The sequence below is a fragment of the Aminobacter sp. Y103A genome (genome assembly GCF_030294925.1).
Taxonomy (GTDB): domain Bacteria; phylum Pseudomonadota; class Alphaproteobacteria; order Rhizobiales; family Rhizobiaceae; genus Aminobacter; species Aminobacter ciceronei.
In genome coordinates, this window is record NZ_AP017986.1 from 4115490 (window position 1) to 4137003 (window position 21514).

General features: G+C 64.6%; 20 protein-coding genes. 5 read left to right on the plus strand and 15 right to left on the minus strand.

The genetic code is table 11. The annotated features are described in order from the left end of the window. Positions 1-71 precede the first annotated feature (71 nt). The gene (locus Amn_RS20170) at positions 72-1427 is read left to right on the plus strand and encodes a serine hydrolase (RefSeq protein WP_286291116.1); all 1356 of its coding nucleotides are present in this window, start codon (positions 72-74) and stop codon (positions 1425-1427) included. A gap of 78 nt (positions 1428-1505) precedes the next feature. On the opposite strand, the gene Amn_RS20175 is transcribed toward Amn_RS20170, so the two are convergent. The 7 genes from Amn_RS20175 to Amn_RS20205 form a co-directional block, all read right to left on the minus strand. Further along, entirely contained in the window at positions 1506-4649 is a 3144-nt protein-coding gene (locus Amn_RS20175) for an efflux RND transporter permease subunit (protein ID WP_286291119.1), read from the minus strand. A 108-nt stretch (positions 4650-4757) separates the two neighbouring features. Then, positions 4758-5897 carry an efflux RND transporter periplasmic adaptor subunit gene (locus tag Amn_RS20180; protein ID WP_286291121.1) on the minus strand — a complete coding sequence of 380 codons (1140 nt, stop codon included), beginning with the start codon at positions 5895-5897 and terminating at the stop codon, positions 4758-4760. A gap of 52 nt (positions 5898-5949) precedes the next feature. Beyond that, positions 5950-6558, minus strand: a complete 609-nt coding sequence (locus Amn_RS20185) for a TetR/AcrR family transcriptional regulator (protein ID WP_067959534.1) — start codon at positions 6556-6558, stop codon at positions 5950-5952. 214 nt (positions 6559-6772) lie between these two features. Further along, positions 6773-8506 (minus strand): cation:proton antiporter domain-containing protein, encoded by a 1734-nt coding sequence (locus tag Amn_RS20190; RefSeq protein ID WP_154384787.1) that lies wholly within the window; start codon positions 8504-8506, stop codon positions 6773-6775. Between the two features lie 222 nt (positions 8507-8728). After that, complete coding sequence (locus tag Amn_RS20195) at positions 8729-9256, minus strand: GNAT family N-acetyltransferase (RefSeq protein ID WP_154384786.1); 528 nt, start codon at positions 9254-9256, stop codon at positions 8729-8731. 6 nt (positions 9257-9262) lie between these two features. Continuing rightward, entirely contained in the window at positions 9263-9835 is a 573-nt protein-coding gene (locus Amn_RS20200; protein ID WP_154384785.1) for a helix-turn-helix domain-containing protein, read from the minus strand. Positions 9836-9867: 32 nt separating this feature from the next. Further along, positions 9868-10476: a TetR/AcrR family transcriptional regulator gene (locus Amn_RS20205; RefSeq protein WP_154384784.1), complete on the minus strand. Its 609-nt coding sequence runs from the start codon at positions 10474-10476 to the stop codon at positions 9868-9870. Positions 10477-10614: 138 nt separating this feature from the next. Between Amn_RS20205 and Amn_RS20210 the strand changes: the two genes are divergently transcribed. Next, positions 10615-11100 (plus strand): hypothetical protein, encoded by a 486-nt coding sequence (locus Amn_RS20210; RefSeq protein ID WP_154384783.1) that lies wholly within the window; start codon positions 10615-10617, stop codon positions 11098-11100. 33 nt (positions 11101-11133) lie between these two features. On the opposite strand, the gene Amn_RS20215 is transcribed toward Amn_RS20210, so the two are convergent. Then, positions 11134-11799: a class I SAM-dependent methyltransferase gene (locus Amn_RS20215; RefSeq protein ID WP_169808321.1), complete on the minus strand. Its 666-nt coding sequence runs from the start codon at positions 11797-11799 to the stop codon at positions 11134-11136. A gap of 189 nt (positions 11800-11988) precedes the next feature. Here Amn_RS20215 and Amn_RS20220 point away from each other — a divergent pair, with 189 nt between their 5' ends. Further along, positions 11989-12735, plus strand: coding sequence for a polysaccharide deacetylase family protein (locus Amn_RS20220; RefSeq protein WP_286291137.1), 747 nt, complete (start codon positions 11989-11991; stop codon positions 12733-12735). Between the two features lie 518 nt (positions 12736-13253). On the opposite strand, the gene gfa is transcribed toward Amn_RS20220, so the two are convergent. The 4 genes from gfa to Amn_RS20240 form a co-directional block, all read right to left on the minus strand. Continuing rightward, positions 13254-13826, minus strand: a complete 573-nt coding sequence (gfa, locus tag Amn_RS20225; protein WP_286291140.1) for an S-(hydroxymethyl)glutathione synthase — start codon at positions 13824-13826, stop codon at positions 13254-13256. A gap of 162 nt (positions 13827-13988) precedes the next feature. Further along, the gene (locus Amn_RS20230) at positions 13989-14633 is read right to left on the minus strand and encodes a VOC family protein (RefSeq protein WP_286291142.1); all 645 of its coding nucleotides are present in this window, start codon (positions 14631-14633) and stop codon (positions 13989-13991) included. A 197-nt stretch (positions 14634-14830) separates the two neighbouring features. Further along, positions 14831-15529, minus strand: a complete 699-nt coding sequence (locus Amn_RS20235) for an aspartate/glutamate racemase family protein (protein WP_286291144.1) — start codon at positions 15527-15529, stop codon at positions 14831-14833. Between the two features lie 38 nt (positions 15530-15567). Continuing rightward, complete coding sequence (locus Amn_RS20240) at positions 15568-16290, minus strand: TetR/AcrR family transcriptional regulator (RefSeq protein ID WP_286291147.1); 723 nt, start codon at positions 16288-16290, stop codon at positions 15568-15570. A gap of 108 nt (positions 16291-16398) precedes the next feature. Here Amn_RS20240 and Amn_RS20245 point away from each other — a divergent pair, with 108 nt between their 5' ends. Continuing rightward, positions 16399-17637: a glycosyltransferase gene (locus tag Amn_RS20245; RefSeq protein WP_286291149.1), complete on the plus strand. Its 1239-nt coding sequence runs from the start codon at positions 16399-16401 to the stop codon at positions 17635-17637. A 355-nt stretch (positions 17638-17992) separates the two neighbouring features. Here Amn_RS20245 and Amn_RS20250 read toward each other — a convergent pair whose 3' ends face one another. From Amn_RS20250 to Amn_RS20260, 3 genes are all read right to left on the minus strand, one after another. Continuing rightward, positions 17993-18286, minus strand: coding sequence for a hypothetical protein (locus Amn_RS20250; protein WP_286291152.1), 294 nt, complete (start codon positions 18284-18286; stop codon positions 17993-17995). A gap of 32 nt (positions 18287-18318) precedes the next feature. Next, on the minus strand, positions 18319-18567 hold the full coding sequence (locus Amn_RS20255; protein WP_286291154.1) for a hypothetical protein: 249 nt from the start codon (positions 18565-18567) through the stop codon (positions 18319-18321). A 96-nt stretch (positions 18568-18663) separates the two neighbouring features. Then, positions 18664-19578, minus strand: a complete 915-nt coding sequence (locus Amn_RS20260; protein ID WP_263006422.1) for a LysR substrate-binding domain-containing protein — start codon at positions 19576-19578, stop codon at positions 18664-18666. 362 nt (positions 19579-19940) lie between these two features. On the opposite strand from Amn_RS20260, the gene Amn_RS20265 reads away from it, so the two are divergent. Continuing rightward, the gene (locus tag Amn_RS20265) at positions 19941-21497 is read left to right on the plus strand and encodes a serine hydrolase (RefSeq protein WP_286291159.1); all 1557 of its coding nucleotides are present in this window, start codon (positions 19941-19943) and stop codon (positions 21495-21497) included. Positions 21498-21514: the final 17 nt, after the last annotated feature.

Here is a 21514-nt window from a genome sequence, read left to right on the forward strand (position 1 = left end):
ATCGCGCCATGCTAGTGCAATGTCCGCCGCCTATCAGCGATTATCCAGTCTGATATGAGGGCACGTCCGAGATGACCTTTTCTGCCGCGGCAGTTTCCTCCAACCCGCACTTTCCATCCCCGGCCGAGATCAAGCGCATCCTCGTTGAGCGCATCGACCAGCAGCGCCAGAGCGTCGGCATCGTCGTCGGCACTTTCGGCCCGGAGGGCCGCGTCATCGTCTCGCATGGCAATTTCGGCGCCTTCTACGCCCGCCCGGTCGACGCCGACACCGGCTTCGAGATCGGCTCGATCACCAAGGTCTTCACCACGCTGCTGCTCGCCGAGATGGCTGGGCGCGGCGAGGTCGGGCTCGACGACCCGGTCGCCATGCATCTGCCAGCCACCGTCCATATGCCGACGCGCGACGGCTGCGAGATCACCCTGACCGACCTCGCCACCCACACCTCCGGCCTGCCACGTCTGCCCGAAAACATGGCACCGGCCGACGACGACAATCCGTATGCCGACTATTCCGTCGATCAGATGTACGCGTTCCTGTCGGCCTACGAACTGCCGCGCGCCATCGGCAGCCAGTACGAATACTCCAATCTCGGAATGGGCCTGCTCGGCCATGCGTTGTCACGCCGGGCCGGTCTGAGTTATGGCGCGCTGATGCGCGAGCGCATCCTTGCGCCGCTCAACATGCGCTCCACCGCCGATACGCCGGCCGTCTACATGAAGTCGCGCCTGGCCAATGGCCACGACGCCCAGTTGATGCCGGTGCTGAACTGGGACCTGCCGACGCTCGCCGGCGCCGGCGCCATGTTGTCGACCGCCGACGACATGCTGAACTTCGTCGAGATGCTGGTGGATGCGCCCGCTTCGCCGCTTCATGCGGCCCTTGCCACCACCTTGGCCATCCGTCGCCCGACCGGCGCCGAAGGCGACGAGACCGGGCTCGGCTGGGTCATCTCGGGAAGTGGCGACGACCAGGTCATCTGGCACAATGGCGGCACCGGCGGCTATCGCTCCTATCTCGGCTTCATGCCGGCCAAGAGTGTCGGGGTTGTAGCCCTTTCCAACACCTCGACCGAAGCCGGCGTCGACGACATCGGCCGACACCTGCTCGACAGCAAGAACCCGCTCGCCGAACCGCCAAGAGAACGTGTCGCCATCACGCTCGATCCGGCGATCTACGACCGTTATGTCGGCGTCTACAGTCTGGCCCCGGAGTTCGAGATCGCCATCACCCGCGAAGGCTCAAGCCTTTTCGCCCAGGCGACCGGCCAGGGCCGCCACGAGATTTTTGCCGAGAACGACAGCCAGTTCTTCCTCAAGGTCGTCAACGCCCAGCTCAGCTTCGACGTCGGCGCCGACGGCCGTACCACCAGCATGACGCTGCACCAGAACGGTATCGACCAGCGGGCGCCGAAGGTGGCGCCCTAACCACGACGGCCTGCCCAAACGAACACCGGCCCCTGCATGCGGCAGGAGCCGGTTGAAAGCTCAGCGCTTGGCGCGCGACTATTCCGCCGCCAGCGCCGGGTGCTGAACGATCGCAGCGGTGTTTTCGCCCTTCGCCGCGAGCGGTTCGGCCGGCTTGGTCTTCGGCTCACGGCCAAAGAACAGCGCATAGCCGGCCGGCAGCACCAGGATGGTCAGCAAGGTGGCGACCAGGATGCCGCCCATCATCGAATAGGCGAGCGGGCCCCAGAACACGCCCCAGGAAATCGGGATCAGCGCCAGCACCGCCGTCATCGCCGTCAGAACGATCGGCCGGAAGCGGCGCACGGCAGCGCCAATGATCGCCTCTGAGCGCTCCATGCCCGCCGCGATGTCCTGGTCGATCTGGTCGACGAGGATGATCGAGTTGCGGATGATGATGCCGAGCAGCGCGATGACGCCGAGGATCGCCACGAAGCCGAACGGCGCGCCTGAGATCAACAATGCCGCAGCGGCCCCGATGATGCCGAGCGGACCTGTCGCCAGCACCAGCATTGCCTTGCCGAAGTGCTGCAATTGCACCATCAACAAAAGCACGATGACGAGCAACATCACCGGCGCCTTGGCGGCGATCGAGGCCTGGCTTTCGGCCGCGTCCTCGGCACCGCCCTGGATCTCGACCTTGTAGCCGGGAGCCAGGCCGTCGCGCAGCGGCTTGAGATCGGCATAGAGCTTCATCGCCACGTCGGTGGGCTGGATGTGGTCGGGCAGGGTCGCCCTGACCGTGATCGTCGGCAGGCGGTCGCGGCGCCATTCGATGCCCTGCTCCATGACAGGCACCACCTTGGCCACCTGCGACAGCGGCACGAACCCACCAAAGTCGGTCGGAATATAGACGGAGTTGACCGCCGTCAGAAGGTGACGGTTGGCCTCCGGCTCGCGGGCGACGATCGATACCGTCTCCTCGCCGTCGCGGAAATTGTCGAGCGGCGCGCCCTGCATCGTTGCCTGCAGCATCTGGCGGATACGTTGCGACGATACGCCAAGCGCCCGCGCCCTGTCCTGATCGACCACCAGCTTCATCGCCGGCACCTGTTCCAGCCAGTCGTCATGGATGGCGCCGAGTTCCGGCGTCGCCGCGAACTTGGCCTTCACCTCGTCGGCGATGCGGCGCACTTCGGCCCGGTCCGGCCCCATGACGCGCAGCTGCACCGGCCAGCCTGTCGGCGGTCCGAGGAACAGGCGATCGACCTTGCCGCGGATCGAGGGGAAATCCTCGGCCAGGATGGTGCGCAGCTTGGTGATCAGTCGTTCGCGCGCCGGCTCGTCATTGGCCATGATCAGAAGCTGGGCATAGTTCGGGTTGCGCAGCTGCTGGTCCAGCGGCAGGAAGAAGCGCGGCGCGCCCTCGCCGACATAGGTGGCGATGAACTTCTTGTCGGGGTCGTCCATCATGCGCTTTTCCAGCGCCTGGGCCTGCTTTTCGACCTCCTTGATGCTGGTGCCCTCGGGCAGCCACAGGTCGACGAGAATTTCCGGCCGCGACGACTGCGGGAAGAAGTTCTGCGGGATGAACTGGAAGGCAAACAGCGAGCCGAAGAAGGTCACCAGCGTCATGACAAGCACGATGATGCGGTGGCGCACGGCCCAGCTCACCGTCGCGCGCAGGCGGCGGTAGAAGTTGGTATCGAAGGCATCGTGATGACTGCCGGCATGCTTGCGCTGCTTCAGGATCATGTTGCCGAGCCATGGCGTGAAATAGACGGCCACGAACCACGAGATGACGAGGGCGATACCGACGACATAGAACAGCGAGCGCACATATTCACCCGCCGTGGATTCGGCGAAGCCGACGGGAATGAAGCCTGCCGTGGTGATCAGCGTGCCCGTCAGCATCGGGAACGCCGTCGAGGAATAGGCGAACGACGCCGCCTCGACCTTGACCAGCCCCTCCTCGAGCTTTCGCTCCATCATCTCGACGACAATCATCGCATCGTCGACGAGCAGGCCAAGCGCAATGATCAGTGCGCCGAGCGAGATGCGCTGCAGGTCGATGCCCAGCTGGTACATGACGGCGAAGGTGGCGGCGAGCACAAGCGGAATGGTGATCGCGATGACCATGCCCGAGCGCCAGCCAATCGACAGGAACGACACCACCAGCACGATCAGCAGCGCCTCGATCAGCGCCTTCATGAACTCGCCGATGGCTTCCTTGACCACTTCCGGCTGATTGGAGATCTGGTCGACCGACACGCCGTAAGGTAGCGATTCCTCGAAACGCTTGTAGGTCTCCTCGACAGCCTTGCCGACGTCGGTGACCTTGAAGCCCTTGGCCATCACCACGCCGACCTGGACGCTGTCCTGGCCGTTGTAGCGGAACTTGCGCTGGTAGGGATCCTCAAGACCCGATGTCACCGTGGCGATGTCGCCGAGGCGGGTGACCTGGTTGCCGGCGCGCAGTCGCAGCTCGCGGATATCGGCCGTCTTGGACAGGTCGCCCTCGACCGAGATGCGCACCGAATGCGTGCCGGTGTCGACAGCACCCGCCGGGTCGATGTTGTTCTGCCCGGCGATGGTGTTGCGCACGTCGTTCAGCGTCAGGCCGCGTTCGGCCAATGCCTTGGACGAGACGTCGATATAGATGCGCTGCGGCTGGTCGCCGAGGATGACGGCCTTTTCGACGCCGGGCGTCGTCAGCAGCATGTCGCGTGCCTTGATCGCCAGCGTCTTCAGTTCGGGATAGCTGTAGCCCTCGCCCGCGATCGAGTGCAGCGTGATGAAGGTATCGCCAAACTCGTCGTTGAAATAGGGTCCGAGCAGGCCTTGCGGCAGCTCGCTCGAGATGTCGCCGACCTTCTTGCGCACCTGATAAAAGGCGTCCTTCACCTCGGCGGTGTCGGTGTCGCCCTTGACCTGTACGGTGATGATGGCGCTGCCGGCGCGCGTGTAGGACTTGACCCAGTCGAGATGCGGCGTTTCCTGCAGCTTGCGCTCGATCTTGTTGACGACCTGGTCCTGCATCTCCTCGATCGAGGCGCCTGGCCACACTGCCTGCACCACCATGACGCGGAAGGTGAATTCCGGATCCTCACTCTGGCCCATGCGCATCAGGCCGAGCGCACCGGTGATGATGATCAGCCCGAACAGGAAGCGTGCGATGCTCGGGTGCCCGATCGCCCAGCGTGACAGGTTGAAGGGTTGCTTGTCCTGGCTGGAATTGTCCATGGCCGTGGTTCCGATAAGGCGCACGCGGCCGGTATCCGGCACAGCAGATGCGCAGGTTCAAATGTGAATGGCGTTCGCGGCGGCCCTCGGCCGCCGCCTTATGCTGTCTTAGCGAATTGCCGCAGTGGCCTCTTTCGATGCCGCGCGCTGCTCCGGCGTCGGCACCTTGACCCTCAGATTCTCGGCCATGAACTGCGTACCGGCCGCCACCACCAAGTCACCCGGCTTCAGACCGTCGGCAACCTGGACGCCGGCGTCGGCGAAGCCCGCCACTTTGATGTCGCGGGCATGTACCTGTTCGCCGTTGACCACCCAGACGATGTCCTTGTCGCCCTGCTTGGCCAGCGCGCTGAGCGGGATCGCGACGAACGCCTTGCCGTTCTCGACCGACGCCTCGATCGTCGCGCTCATGCCCAAAAGCACCCTGTTGTCGTCGGGCAGGCTGACGCGCACCGAAAACGTCCTGGATTGCGGGTCGGCGCTGCCAGCGACCTCGCGCACCTTGCCGTCGAGCACCAGCCCGGCGTCGGACCAGAAGCTGACCTTGACCGGCTTGCCCTGCTGGAACTGGGCAATCTCCAGCTCGGGCACGGCGATCTGCACTTCCTTGTCGCCATCGACGGCGACCGCGACGACAGGCGTTCCGGCCCCGACCACCTGACCGGTATCGGCGCTGACCGAGGTGACGATGCCGTTCTGGTCGGCGCGCAGCTCAGCATAACCGACCTGGTTTCTCGCCTGCTTCAGCGACGAGGCAGCAGCGTCGCGCTGCGACGACGCCTGCCTGTAGGCAAGTGCCGCCTGCTCGCGCTGCGCTTCGGAGGCGAACTTCTTGGCATAAAGCTGGGTCGCGCGTTCGTCGGCCAGGCGGGCCGTCTCGACCTGCTTTTCCGCCGCGTGCAGATTGGCTTCCGCCGTGCTGACACCCAGTTGGTAGTCGGTCGCGTCGATGCGAGCGAGCAGGTCTCCCGTCTTCACCTTGTCGCCGATATTGACCACCCGTTCGGTGATCTTGCCGGCGACGCGGAAGCCGAGATTCATCTCGGTGCGCGCCTTCACCGAGCCGGAATAGTCGAGCTCACGGGTCGTGCCCATGCTGGCGATCTCGACCACCTTGACCGGGCGGATCGCTTCGACCGTCTCGGTCTTGGCTTCGGAGCAGGCGGAAAGGCCAACGCCAAGCAGCGACACCAGAGCCAGGCTGGCAAGAGGACGCAGGTTCGCATTGAAGGTCTTGAACGAAATCATCGTTCGCACTCCTGGTTGTCTATTGATCTGGATGTCGGCCCGAGGGCCCCGGCTATTTCTTCAGCGCCCTGAGAGCGTAATCAGTAAGTTCCTCGAACGTCGCCCGATTGGGCTTGTTGACGCACTGCGAGACCATCTGCGGATGGCACAAAGTAGCTGTTGCGGCACCGAAGCAGCGCGCGGCGATCCGCGGATCCTGCTCGGCAAATTCGCCGGCGGCGATGCCCTGGGCGATGACTTCAGCCATCAGATCATGCAGTCGGTCGATATGCTTTTCGATGACGTGCCAGTCGCGCTCCAACGCCACGATCACCATCTCATGCACTTTCTCCTGGTCGAGCATCGTCTCGACGGTCAGGTTGTGCTGGGCATAGATGAAACTGCGCAGGCGCTCGGTGGCACTGCCTTCGGCACGCAGGATCTGGCAGGCCATCTGATAGACGGCGCCGAGCATGCGGCCGCAGATCGCCTGGTGGATTTCCACCTTTGAGGCGAAGAAACGATAGATATTCGCCGGCGACATGCCGAGGTCGCGGGCGATGTCGGCGACATTGGTCTTGGTGTAGCCGTAGTGCCGGAACAGCCGCTCGGCTGAATCGAGAATGCGCCCGACAGTCTCCTGTCGCGCCAGATCCACGGGGCTTTCGGCTACATCGTTCATTTCGGGTCGCTCGATTTTACGACTGACGATTTTCGAATTTCGTCAGTCGTAAAACGTAATTCATCTCGCGTCAATCCACTGCACCGCAAAAAATGCAGCCTACTGACACGGCCTCGCGGCTGCCCCTTCGCCGCGAGCGACGGCCAGCGGGAGCGAAAAACGTTCTGACTTCGTCACTTACGCCGCCCAACTGAATCAATCTTCGAGCAGATGACTACTCCGCCCCGGCGCGCTGGTATTCGACGCTGCGCTCGGTCGCGATGCGGTCCTTCAGCACTTCATTGGAGTAGCCGAACTCCAGAAGCGCCCGTCCCGCCAGCTGCAAACCCGCCTCGACGGCGTCGGGAATAACGAATTCCGCGCCCGCCTCGTAGAGCTGGCGCGCATGGGCGGCATCCTGGGCCCGGGCGAGCACGGGCGCATCGCCGCGCATCTGCCGGACAGCATTGACCATCGCCGCCGCGTCCCTGGCGTCGTCGACGGTGACGATGAACAGGCTCGCGCCCGCGGCACCGGCATGGGCCAGGATTTCGGGGCGCGCGGCGTCACCGAGATAGATCTTACGGCCCGCCTTGCGCTCGCGCGCCACGATCTCGGGATTGCGCTCGAGCGCGACGATGTCGGTGTCCTCGGCATCGAGGATGCGGGCGATGGTGCGCCCGACCCGCCCGAAACCGGCGATGACGACATGCCCCCGGAGGTCAGGATAGGTCTCGGTCGAAACCTCCACCGGCTGCCTCGCATCGATCCGCGCGGCGATCCGCCGGCCGATCATCGCCACCAGCGGCGTCACCAGCATCGACAGACCGGCAATGCCCGTCACCAGCGTCGCCGTTGGCGCGTCCAGCACATTGGCTGCCGCCGCCGTCGTAACAACCACGAAAGCGAACTCGCTTGCCGGCGCGAGCAGGAAGCCGGTCTCCACAGCCCGTCCCCGCTCCAGCCCGAAGGCGCGGCAGGCAAAGGTAACGATGGCCGCCTTGACCACCAGCAGCGCCACCAGCCCGGCCAGCACGATCGGCAACTCGCTCCACACCATCGCAAGGTCGAGACCGATGCCGACAGTCATGAAGAACAGGCCGAGCAGCAGCCCCTTGAAGGGTTCGAGGTCGACCTCGGCCTGGTGCTTGAACTCGGTTTCGCCGAGCAGCAGCCCGGCCATGAAAGCGCCGAGAGCCAAGGACAGGCCGGCAGCCGCCGTGAACACCGCGCCGCCGACGATGACCAGCAGCGTCAGCCCCATCAGGAAATCGCGGCCGCCGGCGCGCGCCGCCAGTCGGAACGCGTCCTTGAGCACGAAGCGCCCGAACAGCAGGATGATGACGACGGCGATGCCGCCCTGGATCAGCGCCTCCAGCAGCGCCGGCAGCAGGTTGGCGTCAGGCCCCTGCCCGAGAAAGCCGATGAGGATCAGGATCGGCGCCACCAGCATGTCCTGGAACAGCAGCACCGCGAGCGCCGCCCGCCCCACGGGACCGGCGACGCGCTTCTGCTCGGTCAGCGTCTGCATGACGATAGCCGTCGACGACAGCGCCAGGGCAAGACCGATCGCCAGTGCGACGCGGCTTTCGGCTCCGAACCACGCAGCAATGGCGGTGATGCCGGCAACGCTCGCAAGCGCCTGCAGCCCGCCCGCGCCGACCACCAGGCGCCGGAGCGACCACAGCTTCTCGAAGGACAGTTCGAGCCCGAGCAAAAACAGCAGGAACAGCACGCCGAGTTCGGCAAACGGCTTCGCCGCCTCGGGATCGGCAAAGGTGAAATGGCTGAGCACCGGCCAGCTTTCGGCCAGCGCGCCCATGCCGAACGGCCCAAGCGCCAGGCCGGCAAGCAGGAAGCCGAGCACGCTCGGAATGCACGCCACCCGCATCAGCGGCACCAGCACACCCGCCGCAAACAGGAACACCAGCGCATCATTGAGCCAGATGTTGTGAAGGTCCTCGCCCATATGCGTCCCCGGCGGATCGGCTTGCGTGCCGAGACCGACTCAACGTCAGTCTCGCCGATCATTTATGCCCTCGGGAACGAGGGATGCGAAGAAAGAATATGGCAGCCAGGGATTTAGCCGTATTTCCGGAATCGGTTTCCGAGCCCGCGCCTACCGGACCTTTCGACCCGCGCCGTCAGAAGCCTGCCTATTCCGGCAGCATCAGGCCCTCCGGATTCCTTGCTACAGCAGCTTGTACATCACAGTCGTCGCATCAAGCCGGTCGCTACCGAAGGGATCGCGGGCATAGGCAGGGATTGTTCCCACCATCTGGTAGCCCAGGGCCGTGTAGAGCGGCTCCGCACTGTCGCCGGTGCGCGTGTCGAGCGTCAGCAGGCTGCGCCCCAATTCCCGCGCCCGCCCCTCCACTTCCCGCATCAGCAACCGCGCGATGCCCTGGCGGCGGAGGTCGGGATGCACCATCAGCTTGTTGACGTCGGCGCGGTGCGGCTGGTTGGGCATGGTATCGCAGCCCAGTTGCACGGTGCCGGCGATGCGCCCGTCCTTGTGCGCCACCAGCATGATGCGCATCCCGGCGCCCACGCCCGGCAGCACCTTGTCGCGCCAGAACGCCTCGGCCTCGCTCTGGGCGTATGGCAAAACGAAGCCGATGCTTGCCCCGTCATGCACACAGGCATGCAGCAGCGCGCCGAGCTCGCCGAGATGATGCGAAATGTCCTCGGCCGAAAATGTCGAAATGGCCACGCTCATGAAACCTCACACGACAAACAGAAAATACCTGGCGCCCGTCTCCGCCGGTGTGGCGAAGGCGCTCGGACCGAACAGCTGGTATCTCAGGCAGTCGCCGGGCCTGAGCTCATGCGCCCGGCCGTCGACAGTCACCGTGAGCTGCCCCTCGACCAGCACCAGATGATGCTCGAGCCCCGGCCGCGGCGGCGCGTCATAGGTGATCGTGACGGCCGCATCGAGAGTGCATTCCAGCGCCTCGCCGGCCAGCATCTGCGCCGGCGGCGAGATCGAGCGGCGGCGAAAACCGACCTCCGGGTCCGACCAAACCGTTTGCGCCTCACGCCGCACGAGCGGCGCGAACTCGCCTTCCACCATGTGCATCAGCCGCGACATTGTCAGCCCGTAAGCAGCGCAGAGCTTGCCGAGCACGCTCGCCGTCGGGCTGACCTCGGCGTTTTCCAGCCGCGACAGGGTTGCCCGGCTGACAGTGCTGCGCCGCGCCAGCTCATCCAGCGGCCAACCGCGCCCGGCCCGGAGCGAGCGCAGCCGCTGGGCAATGCGCCGGTCAATGCCAGTCTCATCAGCGAGAGAACATTCCATATATGAGAAATATTCCCATAATAGAGAAGGAGTCAAGCACCGGAAAGCGACTTTACCACCCGTTCGTCCGCACCGATGAACGGCGTGGCGACATCGGCTGGCAGTCCGCGCAAGAGCAACTGCCGGAATAGCGCGTCGGCCTCGGCGGGTGCCATGGCAGGTCGGTGTTCCCGCCACCAGCGCAAGGTCGTGTTGAAGGTCGCCACCATGTGCTGGATCACCAGTTCGCGCGGCAGCCCGCCGGCGGGGCCGGCACCCATCGTCTGGCGCAGCACATCGGCCAGCACCTTGTCCACCGCCTCGCGCAGCACGGCCCCGCCATGGCCGCCGGCCAGAGCGGCCTGGACGTCGGCATATTCGCCGACATGCTCGAACAGCGCCCGCGCTGGATCCCAGCCGCCCTCGACGCCGTCCAGTGCCCCCTGACGGACCCCGACGAGCAGGTCACGCAGCCTCTCCAGGCTGCGCTGCAACAGGTCGTCCTTCGAGGTGAAATGGGCATAGAAGGTCGAGCGCCCGACATTGGCTTCGTCGAGAATGTCATCGACGGTGATCGCTTCATAATCCTTGGCGCGGATCAGCGCCACCAGCGCGTCATAGAGTGCCGTGCGCGTGCGGACCACCCGCCGGTCGATGGCCATTTTAGTCTCCGATTTTCCGGACGTTCCCAGCCAGCGGTCCGTTTCCGGACTTTGGCCCACCCACTGTCCGGCAATTTCCGAACACCGTGTCCGGTATCGTGATAGCCGATGCGCCTTTCGTCAACAGGAGACAATTCCATGACAGCCGCTTCGACGCCCGCCATCTCGGTCAACACCCATCTGCGCGTCGCCGCGAGCGCCTTGCTGCTGCTCGCGCTGACCTCGCTGCACCACGCTTATGGCGCCGTAATCTTTGGCACGCCCTGGCGCCTGCATGTCCTGCTTTTCGTCGCGCCTGCGGCAATCATCATCGCTGCCCTGCTGTATGCTGGTTGGTTTGCCAACACGGAGCGCTCTGCACGCCTGCTCACCTGGGCGGCGGCAGCCGTCGTTTTCGTCGTCCCCATCGTGCTGGTCGGTTATGTCGAGGGCGGCTACAATCATGTCTTCAAGAACATCGTCTATTTCGGCTTCGGCAAAGCGGCCTTCCACGCCATCTTCCCGACCCCGCCCTACGAAATGCCCAAGGACCTGTTCTTCGAGATTTCAGGTCTCGCCCAATTTCCGCTCTCGGTGCTGACCACGGTCCTGACGATCCGCATGCTCAGGAGCTTCGGCAAATGACCCTGCATCCTGACTGTCGAATCGGCTGCGACCTCAGCCGAACGAAAACACCGCACTCGGCTTAGTCGTGGCCGCTTGGCCGGTGCCGACATCAGCCACCGCATGTTCGGCAACCAGTCGAAGCCGTGCATGCGGAAGGTGGGCCCGGCCGGGGTCACCGACGAGCGCCTCGATGCCTGCGTCGACGCAGCGGTCGAGAAAGGCGGTCACCCGCGCACCCAGTTCGGCGTCGTAGAACAGGTCGCCGACCGCAACGATATCCACCTCGGGCACCCGGCCGCCGGTCACATCACCGCTGATGGCAATGATGTCGACACCGTTCAGCGCCGCATTGAGCCCGATCGCGGCCACGCCATTGCGGTCCACCTCGGCCGCGAGCACGGAACTTGCCCCCGCCATACCAGCGGCGATGCCGACCAACCCCGAACCGGCGCCAAGGTCGAGCACGCGCCGCCCCCTCACTGTCTCGGGTCGCTCCAGAAAATGTCGCGCCAGAACCAGCCCGCCGGCCCATTGATAGGCCCAGTAGGGCGGCGGCGCATCGTCGCCGGCGTCATCGGACGCGAGCCGCCACAGCCCGCTGCCCGGATGCGCGGAATAGAGCCTGATTTCGGGAACCGAAGGCACCGCCACGACATGCATGTTCGCGACGATGAAATCGGCGATGTCAGGCTGCTGCGTCATGCCCTGATGGTTCAATGTCCGGCCCCGGCAAACTTGCCGCGACATCTAGCACGCAGCCGGCCACCGCACCGCTGAATTCAGTAGGTCCAGACCCCACCTTTGCACGCCCTGTAATCACAGGGTACCGATGGCGCCGGTGAGAGGTTGCGAGTCACAGGCAGAACGATGCTGAAAGCAGCAGGCAAAAGGCATGGCGCTCCGGGCATGACCATCCTCTGGTTGTTGGCCGCCCTTGTCCTGGCCTGCTCGCCGGTACAGGCGGCGGACCGCACCATCTATCTCACCTTCGACGACGGCCCGCTCGACGGCACCGGCAACATCCTCGATGTGCTGCAGGCGGAAAACGTGCCCGCCACCATGTTCATGGTCGGCTTGCACGCCAAGTCCAGTCCGGAGAGCAAGGCGCTTGTCGCCCGCGCCAAAAGCATGCCCCTGGTCACCTTGGGCAACCACAGCTACAGCCACGCCTTCAACCGGTACCGCAAGTTCTATGCCGACACCGAAGGTGTCGTCGCCGACATGGTGCGGGCCAATGCGGCCCTCGGGTTGGACGTGCCGACCCATGCCCGGCTCCCCGGCCGCAACGTCTTTCGCCTGCCCAACATCTCGACCAACGACCTTTCGATCGACCGCATCGAGATCGGCATCGAGGAACCGGACTACGAGTTCGTCGCCGCCACCGGCTTCTGGCTCTATGGTTGGGATCACGAATGGGTCCATGACGGCACCGGCAAGCCGGTGCAAAGCGTCACCAGGCTCGTCAGCGAGATCGACCACATGTTCACAGGCAAGGTCCGCTTCGTCAGGTCGAACAGGCTGATCCTGTTGATGCATGACGAGATGTTCCAGGACACCTTCAACGGCACCGCCAATCTCACCGCCCTCATCCAGGGGCTCAGGCAGCGCGGCTACAGCTTCGGGCACATCCCCGATTACGACCCGTTGAACTAGCGCAATCCCAGGAAAACTGTGCAGCGGTTCTCCGTCCGGAATTGCGCAAGAACAGGAAGACGGAGAGATTCCGCGGTTCGACGAAAAGCGGAAATGCTCCCGCGCCGGGCAGAAGCCGGAAGAGGCTGGAAATCGAAGGCTCCCACCCCGCGACGGGAATGAAAATCAGGCCATGCCAGGATCTTGTTCATGTCCGCGGCATCGAACGCCTTGAGCGTCTGTGTCTTGACTCACTGCATCTGTTTCCGGATCCGGCTGGCCGGCAACATGATGAACGACGCGCAGGCGTGTTCAGATACGCATCCGCTTTCTGCCGAGACACTAATCCCGGCGCTCCACTTCACCCAACGGTTCTCGAACGCTTTGCATTGCCCCAGGTGCTTCAGTACGACGAGATGAAGCCATACCGTCCGCAAGCGCTCTGCAATCACGAACTGGTTCGGGAGCTCTACTTGCCGAGCTAAAGACAGCATTGGCGAGAAGTGCGGCACGGATCCGTGCCGCCCTGGCGCAACGGCTCAGGCCTTGAGCACACCGGACTTCTTCGCCGTCCAGGTGGCGATGTAGTCCATCAGACCAGGCGACAGGCAGTCATAGGGCTCGAGCCCGAGTTCCCTCAGCCGGCCGCGCACGCCGTCCATTTCGGAGGGGTCGACACCCGCCTCGATGATCGACGACACGAAGGCGGCGAAGCCCGGTTCGGCCCAGCCCGCTTCCTGGAAGCGCTCGGGATGGATGAAGTCGAGGCCCTTGAAGGCATGGTCGCGCTCGACCGGGCCATACATGTGCACACCGCAGCCCTTGCAGGCGTGGCGCTGGATCAGTGCCGACGGATCGACCACCGCGAGCTTGTCGCCATTTTCCAGCACCGTCACGTTCTCATGTGCGGTGACCGCCACGATCGAAAACCTGGCGCCTTCCGGCTTCCAGCATTTGGTGCAGCCGCAGGCGTGGTTGTGGGCAACCTGGCCCTTGATCGCCACCTTGACCGGTTTGTCGGCGCAGGCGCAGACGAGCGTGCCGCCGGTAAAGGCGGCACTGCCGGGTTTGACCCCGCCGTCGAGCGCCGGATGTATCGAAATTGAAGCCATATCCTGTTCCTCCCTGTTCTGGCGTCCGCACGGACACCAACAAAAGTTTTGCGGCAAAGAACTCTAAGAGGCTGGTCCCATACGATACATGTCGCGGCGGCATTTGTGCATATCCGCCGTTCAGATTGCCGTGATTTGGGGCGATCGGCCCGCTTGGCCCGCCTAATCCGCGGGGCCGGCAAACAGGATCAGATTGCCGTCGGGATCAAGCACGATGAAGTTCCTGGCGCCCCACGGTTCCTTGCGCAGCGTCTGGTGAAAGACCACGCCCGCCGCCTGGAAGTCGAGGAACAACTGCTTGATCTCGCTGGCCGTATCGACGGTGATCGAGGCGGATAGCAGGTGCTCGCGTTGGCGGATGTCACCTGCAAACACCGGCTCACATACCAGCCTGAGCGCCAGTTGCGCCCTGTCCCTGACAACCTGCCCGTAGAAAGGCGGCTCGCCATAGACGAAGTCGACCGAAAAGCCGAGTTTGCCGGTAAAGAAATCGCATGATGCCGTGATATCGGCGACGAACAGTTGCGCTGCGGTCGCGGTCAGGGTTGGACGTGTGGTCCGCGTTGTTTGGTCATTCATCACAGGGGCTTCTGATTTGAGCGCCTGCCAGCTTTCAAAACCCTGCTGTCGTGCGACAAGCTCCTGCGCATCGGCGAGCTTGAAGGTGGCCTGCATCACCTCGCTGTCGTCGAGATGCTGGAAGCGCGGCAACGCCGCCCTGATCTCGGCGGCGACGGGATGATAGCCTTCGCGATACCAGCGCAGATATTGCTTGGCCTGCTTCTTGAGGTTTTCGAGGTTCGGCATGGGCGCAACTGTTGGACTTGGTCTGACAGCAGGCGGGCATTGCCCTTTCGGCCTTCGCCGATGCGCCCTACGCAGCCCTGAAATCCTGCCCCGGCTGGCGCGCCTTTGTCAATTGCCATGCAGGACGGGCCTCGGCGCGCAGCCTCACCCGTCGCTTCGGGCGAGAAGAAGCGCGCCGGCCGTTACTCGACCAGACTTCAGCCCAGCGCCCGCTCCACCATCGCTTCGGCGTGGATGCCAGTGGTGTCGAACAAAGGCACGGCGCTGTCTTCCGACCCGACCAGCAGCATGATCTCGGTGCAGCCGAGGATCACGGCCTCTGCCCCGCGCGCGACGAGCCGCGCGATCACCTCGCGATAGGCCAGGCGCGAGCGTGCCTCGACGCGACCCTGCACCAGCTCGTCATAGATGATGCGATGCACCACCGCCCGGTCCTCGGCCTCAGGCACCAGCACCTCGAGTCCATGTCGCTCGGCAAGCCTGCCCTTGTAGAAGTCCTGCTCCATGGTGAAGGCAGTGCCTAGGAGACCAACGCGGCCAAGTCCTGCGGCGCGGATGCGTTCGGCGGTCGGGTCGGCGATGTGCAACAGCGGAATGCCGATTGCCGCCTGCACCTCTGACGCCATGCGATGCATGGTGTTGGAGCAGATGACGACAAAGTCGGCCCCGCCGCGCTCCAGCCGTCGCGCGGCGCCGATCATCTCCAGCGTCGCCTCCTGCCAACGGTCGCTGCTCTGCAACGCCTCGATCTCGGCGAAGTCGAACGACCACATCAGCATGCGAGCCGAATGCAGCCCGCCCAGCCGTGCGCGCACCTGCTCGTTGATGATCCGGTAGTATTCGGCCGAGCTTTCCCAGCTCAACCCGCCGATAAGACCAATAACCTTCTGTGGCATATCCCAGGCTCCTGGGTGACGAATCCGAACCCCAAGCACTAGCCTGCGGCAACGGTCGCGCCAAGCGGGTTCCGGTTCGGCCTGGCTGCCGCCATCGCCGCGACGAACCCCGGCTCCACGAACCGTGCCGTGCCGTCCGGCAGGCCGAGAATGCGGTCGACGGCCAATCCCTGCTCGGCCAGTCGGCGCTCGAAGGCGGCGATCGCCTGACTCAAGGCATCGGCGCCTTCGGCCGCGAGCAGGTCGGCCACGGCGCCATGAGTGACCGCGCCGAGCAGCAGCACCAGTTCGGCCGAGATCAGAGGATCGTTGCTTGCCATGCTGCCTTCGCGCCGGCCCTTTTCGATGATGCGCGCCAGCGCGGGCACCATCACGGCCATCACCGTTCGATGCATGCGGTGGTAGAGCACGATATTTTCAGGCAAGAAGATGCTGGCGAAGGTGGCAATCGCCTCGGCCGCCCTGTCGGTGTCGCGGCCGCGGCGCAAGAACGCGTTGAGTTGCTCGACTGCGCTCATGGCAGGCGTTGCCAGAATCGCCTCGAGTTCGGCCCGGGCGCGCTCAGCGGCCTGACGTGCCAACGCCTCCAGCAACGCGTCCTTCGAAGGGAAGTAGTAATAGAACGCACCCTTCGACAGCCCGACGTCGCCAATGATGTCGTCGACCGATGCCGCCTCATAGCCGCGCGCGCCGAACAGCCGAGCCGCCGCCGCAAGCAGTTCCGCCCGTCTTACTTCAGGATGCCTGACAATCCGGGGCATCTCACCTCCACTCACCGCCTATGCCGCATGCTCCCACCTTATCGCCTCTTGCTAGTGACCGCCAGTCAGTATAACTGACTACTGGTCAGTCCGCACAGGGGAGCCGCCATGCGCATCGCCATCCAGACGCTTGGCACGCGGGGTGACGTCCAGCCCTATGTTGCATTGGCTCGCGGCCTCTTGCGGCGTGGCCACGAGGTCCAACTCGCGGCGCCCGAGCAGTTCGAATCGATGGTCACCCGCCACGGCATCGACTTCTGGCCTTTGCCGGGGGAGTTCCTGGCGTTGCTGGACACGCCTGAGGGCAAGGCGGCGATTGCTGGAAGTCGGGGATTCGGCGCCGGGCTGAAGCTGCTCAAGCATATCCGCCCACTGATGCGCCGCCTGCTCGATGCCGAATGGGCGGCAATCGGCCATTTCGGTCCCGATGTCATCATTCATCACCCCAAGTCGATCGCCTCTCCAGACATTGCCGCGCGACTAGGCCGACCGGCGGTTCTCGCCTCGCCACTGCCCGGCTTCACGCCGACGGCCGCGTTTCCAAGCCCGCTCCTGCCTTTCGCCAACCTGGGCCCGCTCAACCGCCTCAGCCATCTGCTGGCAACGCGCGGCCCGGGCCTGCTGTTTCGGAAGGAACTCGCGCGTTGGCGCGCGCAGTCGCTCGGCGTGCCGTCCGGCCATCGGCCCGGCGCGCCGGCTGTCACGCTCTACGCTTACAGTCCGGCCGTCGTCCCCAGGCCGACCGATTGGGGCGGCGATGTCCTTGTCACCGGATACTGGTTTCTCGACGAGGACGACTGGCGGTTGCCGACCGATCTCAGGGCATTCCTTGCCGCTGGCGACAAGCCCATCTATGTCGGCTTCGGCAGCATGCCCGGTCTCGCCCCCGGCAAGCTGGCGGCCGATGTCATCGAGGCGTTGGCCCGCACCGGCAAGCGCGGCGTTCTGGCGCTCGGCGGCGGCGCTCTCGAGGTGCCCTCACCCCCGGCGCATGTCCATGTCATGACCGCGGCACCGCATGACCGGCTGCTGCCTCAGATGAGCGCAGCCTTGCACCACGGTGGTGCCGGCACAACCGCTGCTTCGCTACGCGCCGGATTGCCAACGATCATCTGCCCGTTTTTCGGCGACCAGCCATTCTGGAGCCGCCGCGTCGCTGACCTCGGCGCGGGGCCCGCCCCACTGGACCGGGAATCGCTGACCGTTGCGGCGCTCGCAGCAGCATTCACCGCCACAGATGCACCTGGTATGCGCCAGACGGCGACTGCAATGGGCCAGGCGATCGGCGCCGAGCATGGCCTCGATATGGCGATGAAGGCCATCGAAGCCCTCGTCCCGCGCGCCTAAACGCAGAGCCCAAAGTCCGGCATCGATTTTCGGAGACAACGCGCAGATTCTACAACCTCGTTTCCGGGCCCAGCGTCCGCTGCTCTGCAGCGCCTCGATCTCGGCGAAATCGAACGACCACATCAGCATGCGCGCCGAATGCGGCCCGCCACGTAGTGTGCGCACCCGCTCATTGATGATGCGGTAATATTCCGCCGAGCTCTCCCAGCTCAAATCCGCCGATCAGACCAATGACCTTCTGAGCCATTTCGCCCCTGCCTCTGCTCGCTCGACCGCAATTTCCAACCCGGCCGGTCTATCGCGCCATCGCCGTAGGGGACAAGCGCGCCGGGACGACTACCGGGATGATCATGCGTCAGTGCAATCCGCCGTGGCAATTGAAGCGTTGCCGGGCCATCTTCACGATGTAGCCGGCATCGGTATCGCCAGCTTCCAGCTCAAGGCCGAAAGGATCTCCGAGCTCATCCCTGATGCCCAGAATGTCGACGAGTGTGCCGCGCGCCGACAGCTGATCCTGATCAGACGGGTTGCAGAATATTGCAACGAGCTCGCAGCCCAATTCATCGTCGCGGAAGTCTTTGAAATAGTCCTTGGCGAGATGGATCGCCGACATACGGCTGTTCATCCAACCCAGATCGGTCGGAGACATGATCAGCCTCCGCAAAAGCGGACGGTAACGATCTACGAGACCCAGGTAGCGGACCAATGCTTGAGTGCTGTTTCGCCATGGACGTCACGTGCCGGACCGCGAAGATAGGGCTCGATCAACAAGGCATCGTCGGCGGCTGCGCAAAGTCCGACGACATACAAGGCTGAATTGATGTCACCCCGATGCGCTCGAAGGATGCCGCGCGCATAATCCAGCTCAAGCGGGCTGACGGTGCCCGCTTTCACCCCTTGCGCCCGTTTTCGAATATCGCCGATGTTCACAGTAGCCTCACACATTGACGTTCGCGGATTTTTGCCGGCGCCTCGAAACGGCGCAAGAAATGGTAGCCAGGAGTTTGATGTCCGCAGCGTCTCTCCCTAACACTGCCCGCCTCTGCCCAGTGTCCGTTCGACCTCGGCCAGGATCCACTCGCGAAAGACCTTGATCTTGGGCACGTTGCGGCGCTCCTCGGGATAGACCAGCCAGAAGCCGGAGCCGTCGGAGCCGACATGCTCGAAGGGCTGGATCAGCGTGCCATTGGCAAGTTCTTCGCGGTAGAAGGTCGGCGTCAGCATCGCCACGCCATGGCCGGCGATGGCGGCGATCGCCTCATAGGCCTGCGAGCCCATCTTCGGTGCTGGGCGCTGCGGCAGCATGTCGGCGGGCAGGCCGGCGCCCACGAACCACTCGCCCCACCACAGGTCGCCGGGGTCTATCTGCGGCAGCCTGAGCAGGTCGGCCGGTTCCTTGACCCCGCCGATCGTCGCGGCGAGCTTCGGGCTCAGCATCGGCGCGAAATCGGTCGGCACGATCAGATGCCCAGCCAGCCCGAGCGGCAAATTCCCGTCATCCCTGCGGATGACGACATCGACCTGCTCGGTCCTGAAGTCGGTGTTGCGGGTCGTCGTCTCGAGCCGCACCGCAAGATCCGGCTGCACCATCTGGAACGCGCCGAGGTGCCGCGCCAGCCAGCTCGCGGCGAATGTCGGCAGCGTCGAGACGACCAGCACACCGCGCGCCCCGCCGCGGGTTTCGCCCCACGCCTCGCCCAGCATCTCGAAGGCGGCACTGACTTTCGGCGCCAGCGCCCGACCTGCTTCGGTCAGTTCGGTCTGCTTGGGCCGTCTCAAAAACAGCGGCGTGCCGGCACGCTCCTCCAGGAGCTTGATCTGGTAGCTCACCGCCGCTTGCGTCGTACCAAGCTCTTCCGCAGCCCGGGTGAAGTTGCCGAGCCGCGCCGCCGCTTCGAAGGCACGGATCGCCGTCAGCGGCGGCAGCTGAACAATCGCCATAAGTTTTCCTTATGCACTCATCCTTACGTTCAGTTGGATTCATAGCAAAAACAGGAGGAAAGAGGAGGCACTTCCTCAACAGAATTTGACTATTGAAAGCCAAGTCCATGACCCACCTCACCCTGGCCGCCACCCTAGGCCCGCTCCAGACATGGCTGACGCAGCTCGCAACGAGCAGCCGCCATGGCCGTCGCCGCGCCGGGTTCGATCCGCGCGAGCTGTCGCTCCACCTTGGCAGGGACCTAGGCTTTCGCGACGGCCGCGACCCGGCCGGCACGGTCAGGTAGCCGTTCCAGCTCTTGGCTTCCCCAATGGCAGGCTGTAGCCTCGAAGGCAGGCTATAAAGCAGGGGGGTCCGGCGCATGCTGCTGTCCGCAAGGTCGTTCGTCCGCCGTCTGGCGTGGCTCTTCCCCGCCCTTGCCCTTGCACCGACGCTCTCATCCGCTCAGACCGCGACGACCGAGCAAGTTACCGCCGCGCTGGCGCAGCTGGAGCAGTTGGCCGAAGCAGCCATTTCAGACGGCAGCGTGCCGGCGCTCGCCATCGGCGTCGTCCACGACGACAAGGTTGTCTTCCTCAAGGGTTTTGGGCTGCGCGCGGCCGGCAAGCCGGAAAAGGTCGACGCCGACACGGTGTTCCAGATCGCGTCGATGTCCAAGCCGATCTCGGCGACGGTCGTGGCAGCACTGATCGGCGACGGCACCGTTTCCTGGGATGCGAAGATATCTGATCTCGATCCCGCCTTCCGCCTCAATGACCCTTACCCGACAAGCCAGCTCACCGTTCGCGACCTGTTTTCCCATCGCAGCGGACTTCCCGGCACCGCCGGCGACGATCTCGAGGAAATCGGCTACGAGCGCGCCGAAATCCTGGGACGGCTCCGGTTCGTATCGCCTTCGTCGAGCTTCCGCGCCGGCTATTCCTACAGCAATTTCGGCCTGACCGAGGGCGCGGTCGCCGCAGCCATCCCGACGGGCAAGACCTGGGAGGACATCGCCGAGGAAAAGCTCTACCGTCCACTCGGCATGACTTCGACAAGCTCCCGCCATGCCGATTTCGTCGGTCGCGCCAACCGCGCCACGCTCCACGTCAAGGCCGACGGTGGCTGGGCCGCCAGGGTCGAGCGGCAGCCGGACGCACAGGCGCCGGCCGGCGGCGTCAGCTCCACGGTGCGCGACCTCGCCCAGTGGCTTCGGCTCGAACTGGCCAACGGCAGCCATGACGGCAAGCAGCTCATCGCAGCCACAGCACTCGACCAGACACATATCCCGCTGATGACGCGCGGCAAAAACCCGGTCAGCGGCGGCCAGTCCTTCTACGGCCTCGGCTGGAATGTCGAGTTCGGCCGCCATGGCCTGAGCTGGGGCCACGCCGGCGCCTTCAGCGTCGGCGCTCGCAGCCTCGTCACCTTGTTCCCTGAACGGCAGCTCGGCATCGTCATTCTCGCCAACGCTTTCCCGACCGGCGTGCCCGAGGGCCTGTCGGACAGCTTCGCCGACCTCGTCTTCGACGGCAAAGTCGGCAAGGATTGGCTGAAGAACTGGAATGCGATCTACGCCGGCATGTTTGGCCCCGCCGTCGCGGCCGCCCAGGCGACCTACGCCACCTTACCCTCGCCTGCCACGCCGGCACGTCCAGCCACCGCCTATGGCGGCCGCTACGCCAACGATTTCGTCGGCGAGGCCGTCGTCGCGGCAGCCGGAGACGGTCTCGTTCTCAAGCTTGGCCCGGACGGTGCCAAATCCTATCCGCTCAGCCATTTCGACCGCGACATGTTCCTGAGCTTTCCCTCGCCCGAACTCCCCGACATGCCGTCGGCGGTCAGCTTCGTGATCGGCGCCGACGGCACGGCGTCGACAATCACCATCGAGGCGCTCGACGGCAACGGTCTCGGCACGCTGCGACGCACCCGGGAGTAAACCAGTCGAATCTGTCG

Excerpts from the sequence above, each read along its gene's own strand:
- Amn_RS20170 (WP_286291116.1), top strand. The coding sequence starts at position 72 with ATGACCTTTTCTGCCGCGGCAGTTTCCTCCAACCCGCACTTTCCATCC.
- Amn_RS20175 (WP_286291119.1), bottom strand. The coding sequence starts at position 4,649 with ATGGACAATTCCAGCCAGGACAAGCAACCCTTCAACCTGTCACGCTGG.
- Amn_RS20180 (WP_286291121.1), bottom strand. The coding sequence starts at position 5,897 with ATGATTTCGTTCAAGACCTTCAATGCGAACCTGCGTCCTCTTGCCAGC.
- Amn_RS20185 (WP_067959534.1), bottom strand. The coding sequence starts at position 6,558 with ATGAACGATGTAGCCGAAAGCCCCGTGGATCTGGCGCGACAGGAGACT.
- Amn_RS20190 (WP_154384787.1), bottom strand. The coding sequence starts at position 8,506 with ATGGGCGAGGACCTTCACAACATCTGGCTCAATGATGCGCTGGTGTTC.
- Amn_RS20195 (WP_154384786.1), bottom strand. The coding sequence starts at position 9,256 with ATGAGCGTGGCCATTTCGACATTTTCGGCCGAGGACATTTCGCATCAT.
- Amn_RS20200 (WP_154384785.1), bottom strand. The coding sequence starts at position 9,835 with ATGGAATGTTCTCTCGCTGATGAGACTGGCATTGACCGGCGCATTGCC.
- Amn_RS20205 (WP_154384784.1), bottom strand. The coding sequence starts at position 10,476 with ATGGCCATCGACCGGCGGGTGGTCCGCACGCGCACGGCACTCTATGAC.
- Amn_RS20210 (WP_154384783.1), top strand. The coding sequence starts at position 10,615 with ATGACAGCCGCTTCGACGCCCGCCATCTCGGTCAACACCCATCTGCGC.
- Amn_RS20220 (WP_286291137.1), top strand. The coding sequence starts at position 11,989 with ATGACCATCCTCTGGTTGTTGGCCGCCCTTGTCCTGGCCTGCTCGCCG.
- gfa (WP_286291140.1), bottom strand. The coding sequence starts at position 13,826 with ATGGCTTCAATTTCGATACATCCGGCGCTCGACGGCGGGGTCAAACCC.
- Amn_RS20230 (WP_286291142.1), bottom strand. The coding sequence starts at position 14,633 with ATGCCGAACCTCGAAAACCTCAAGAAGCAGGCCAAGCAATATCTGCGC.
- Amn_RS20235 (WP_286291144.1), bottom strand. The coding sequence starts at position 15,529 with ATGCCACAGAAGGTTATTGGTCTTATCGGCGGGTTGAGCTGGGAAAGC.
- Amn_RS20240 (WP_286291147.1), bottom strand. The coding sequence starts at position 16,290 with ATGCCCCGGATTGTCAGGCATCCTGAAGTAAGACGGGCGGAACTGCTT.
- Amn_RS20245 (WP_286291149.1), top strand. The coding sequence starts at position 16,399 with ATGCGCATCGCCATCCAGACGCTTGGCACGCGGGGTGACGTCCAGCCC.
- Amn_RS20250 (WP_286291152.1), bottom strand. The coding sequence starts at position 18,286 with ATGTCTCCGACCGATCTGGGTTGGATGAACAGCCGTATGTCGGCGATC.
- Amn_RS20260 (WP_263006422.1), bottom strand. The coding sequence starts at position 19,578 with ATGGCGATTGTTCAGCTGCCGCCGCTGACGGCGATCCGTGCCTTCGAA.
- Amn_RS20265 (WP_286291159.1), top strand. The coding sequence starts at position 19,941 with ATGCTGCTGTCCGCAAGGTCGTTCGTCCGCCGTCTGGCGTGGCTCTTC.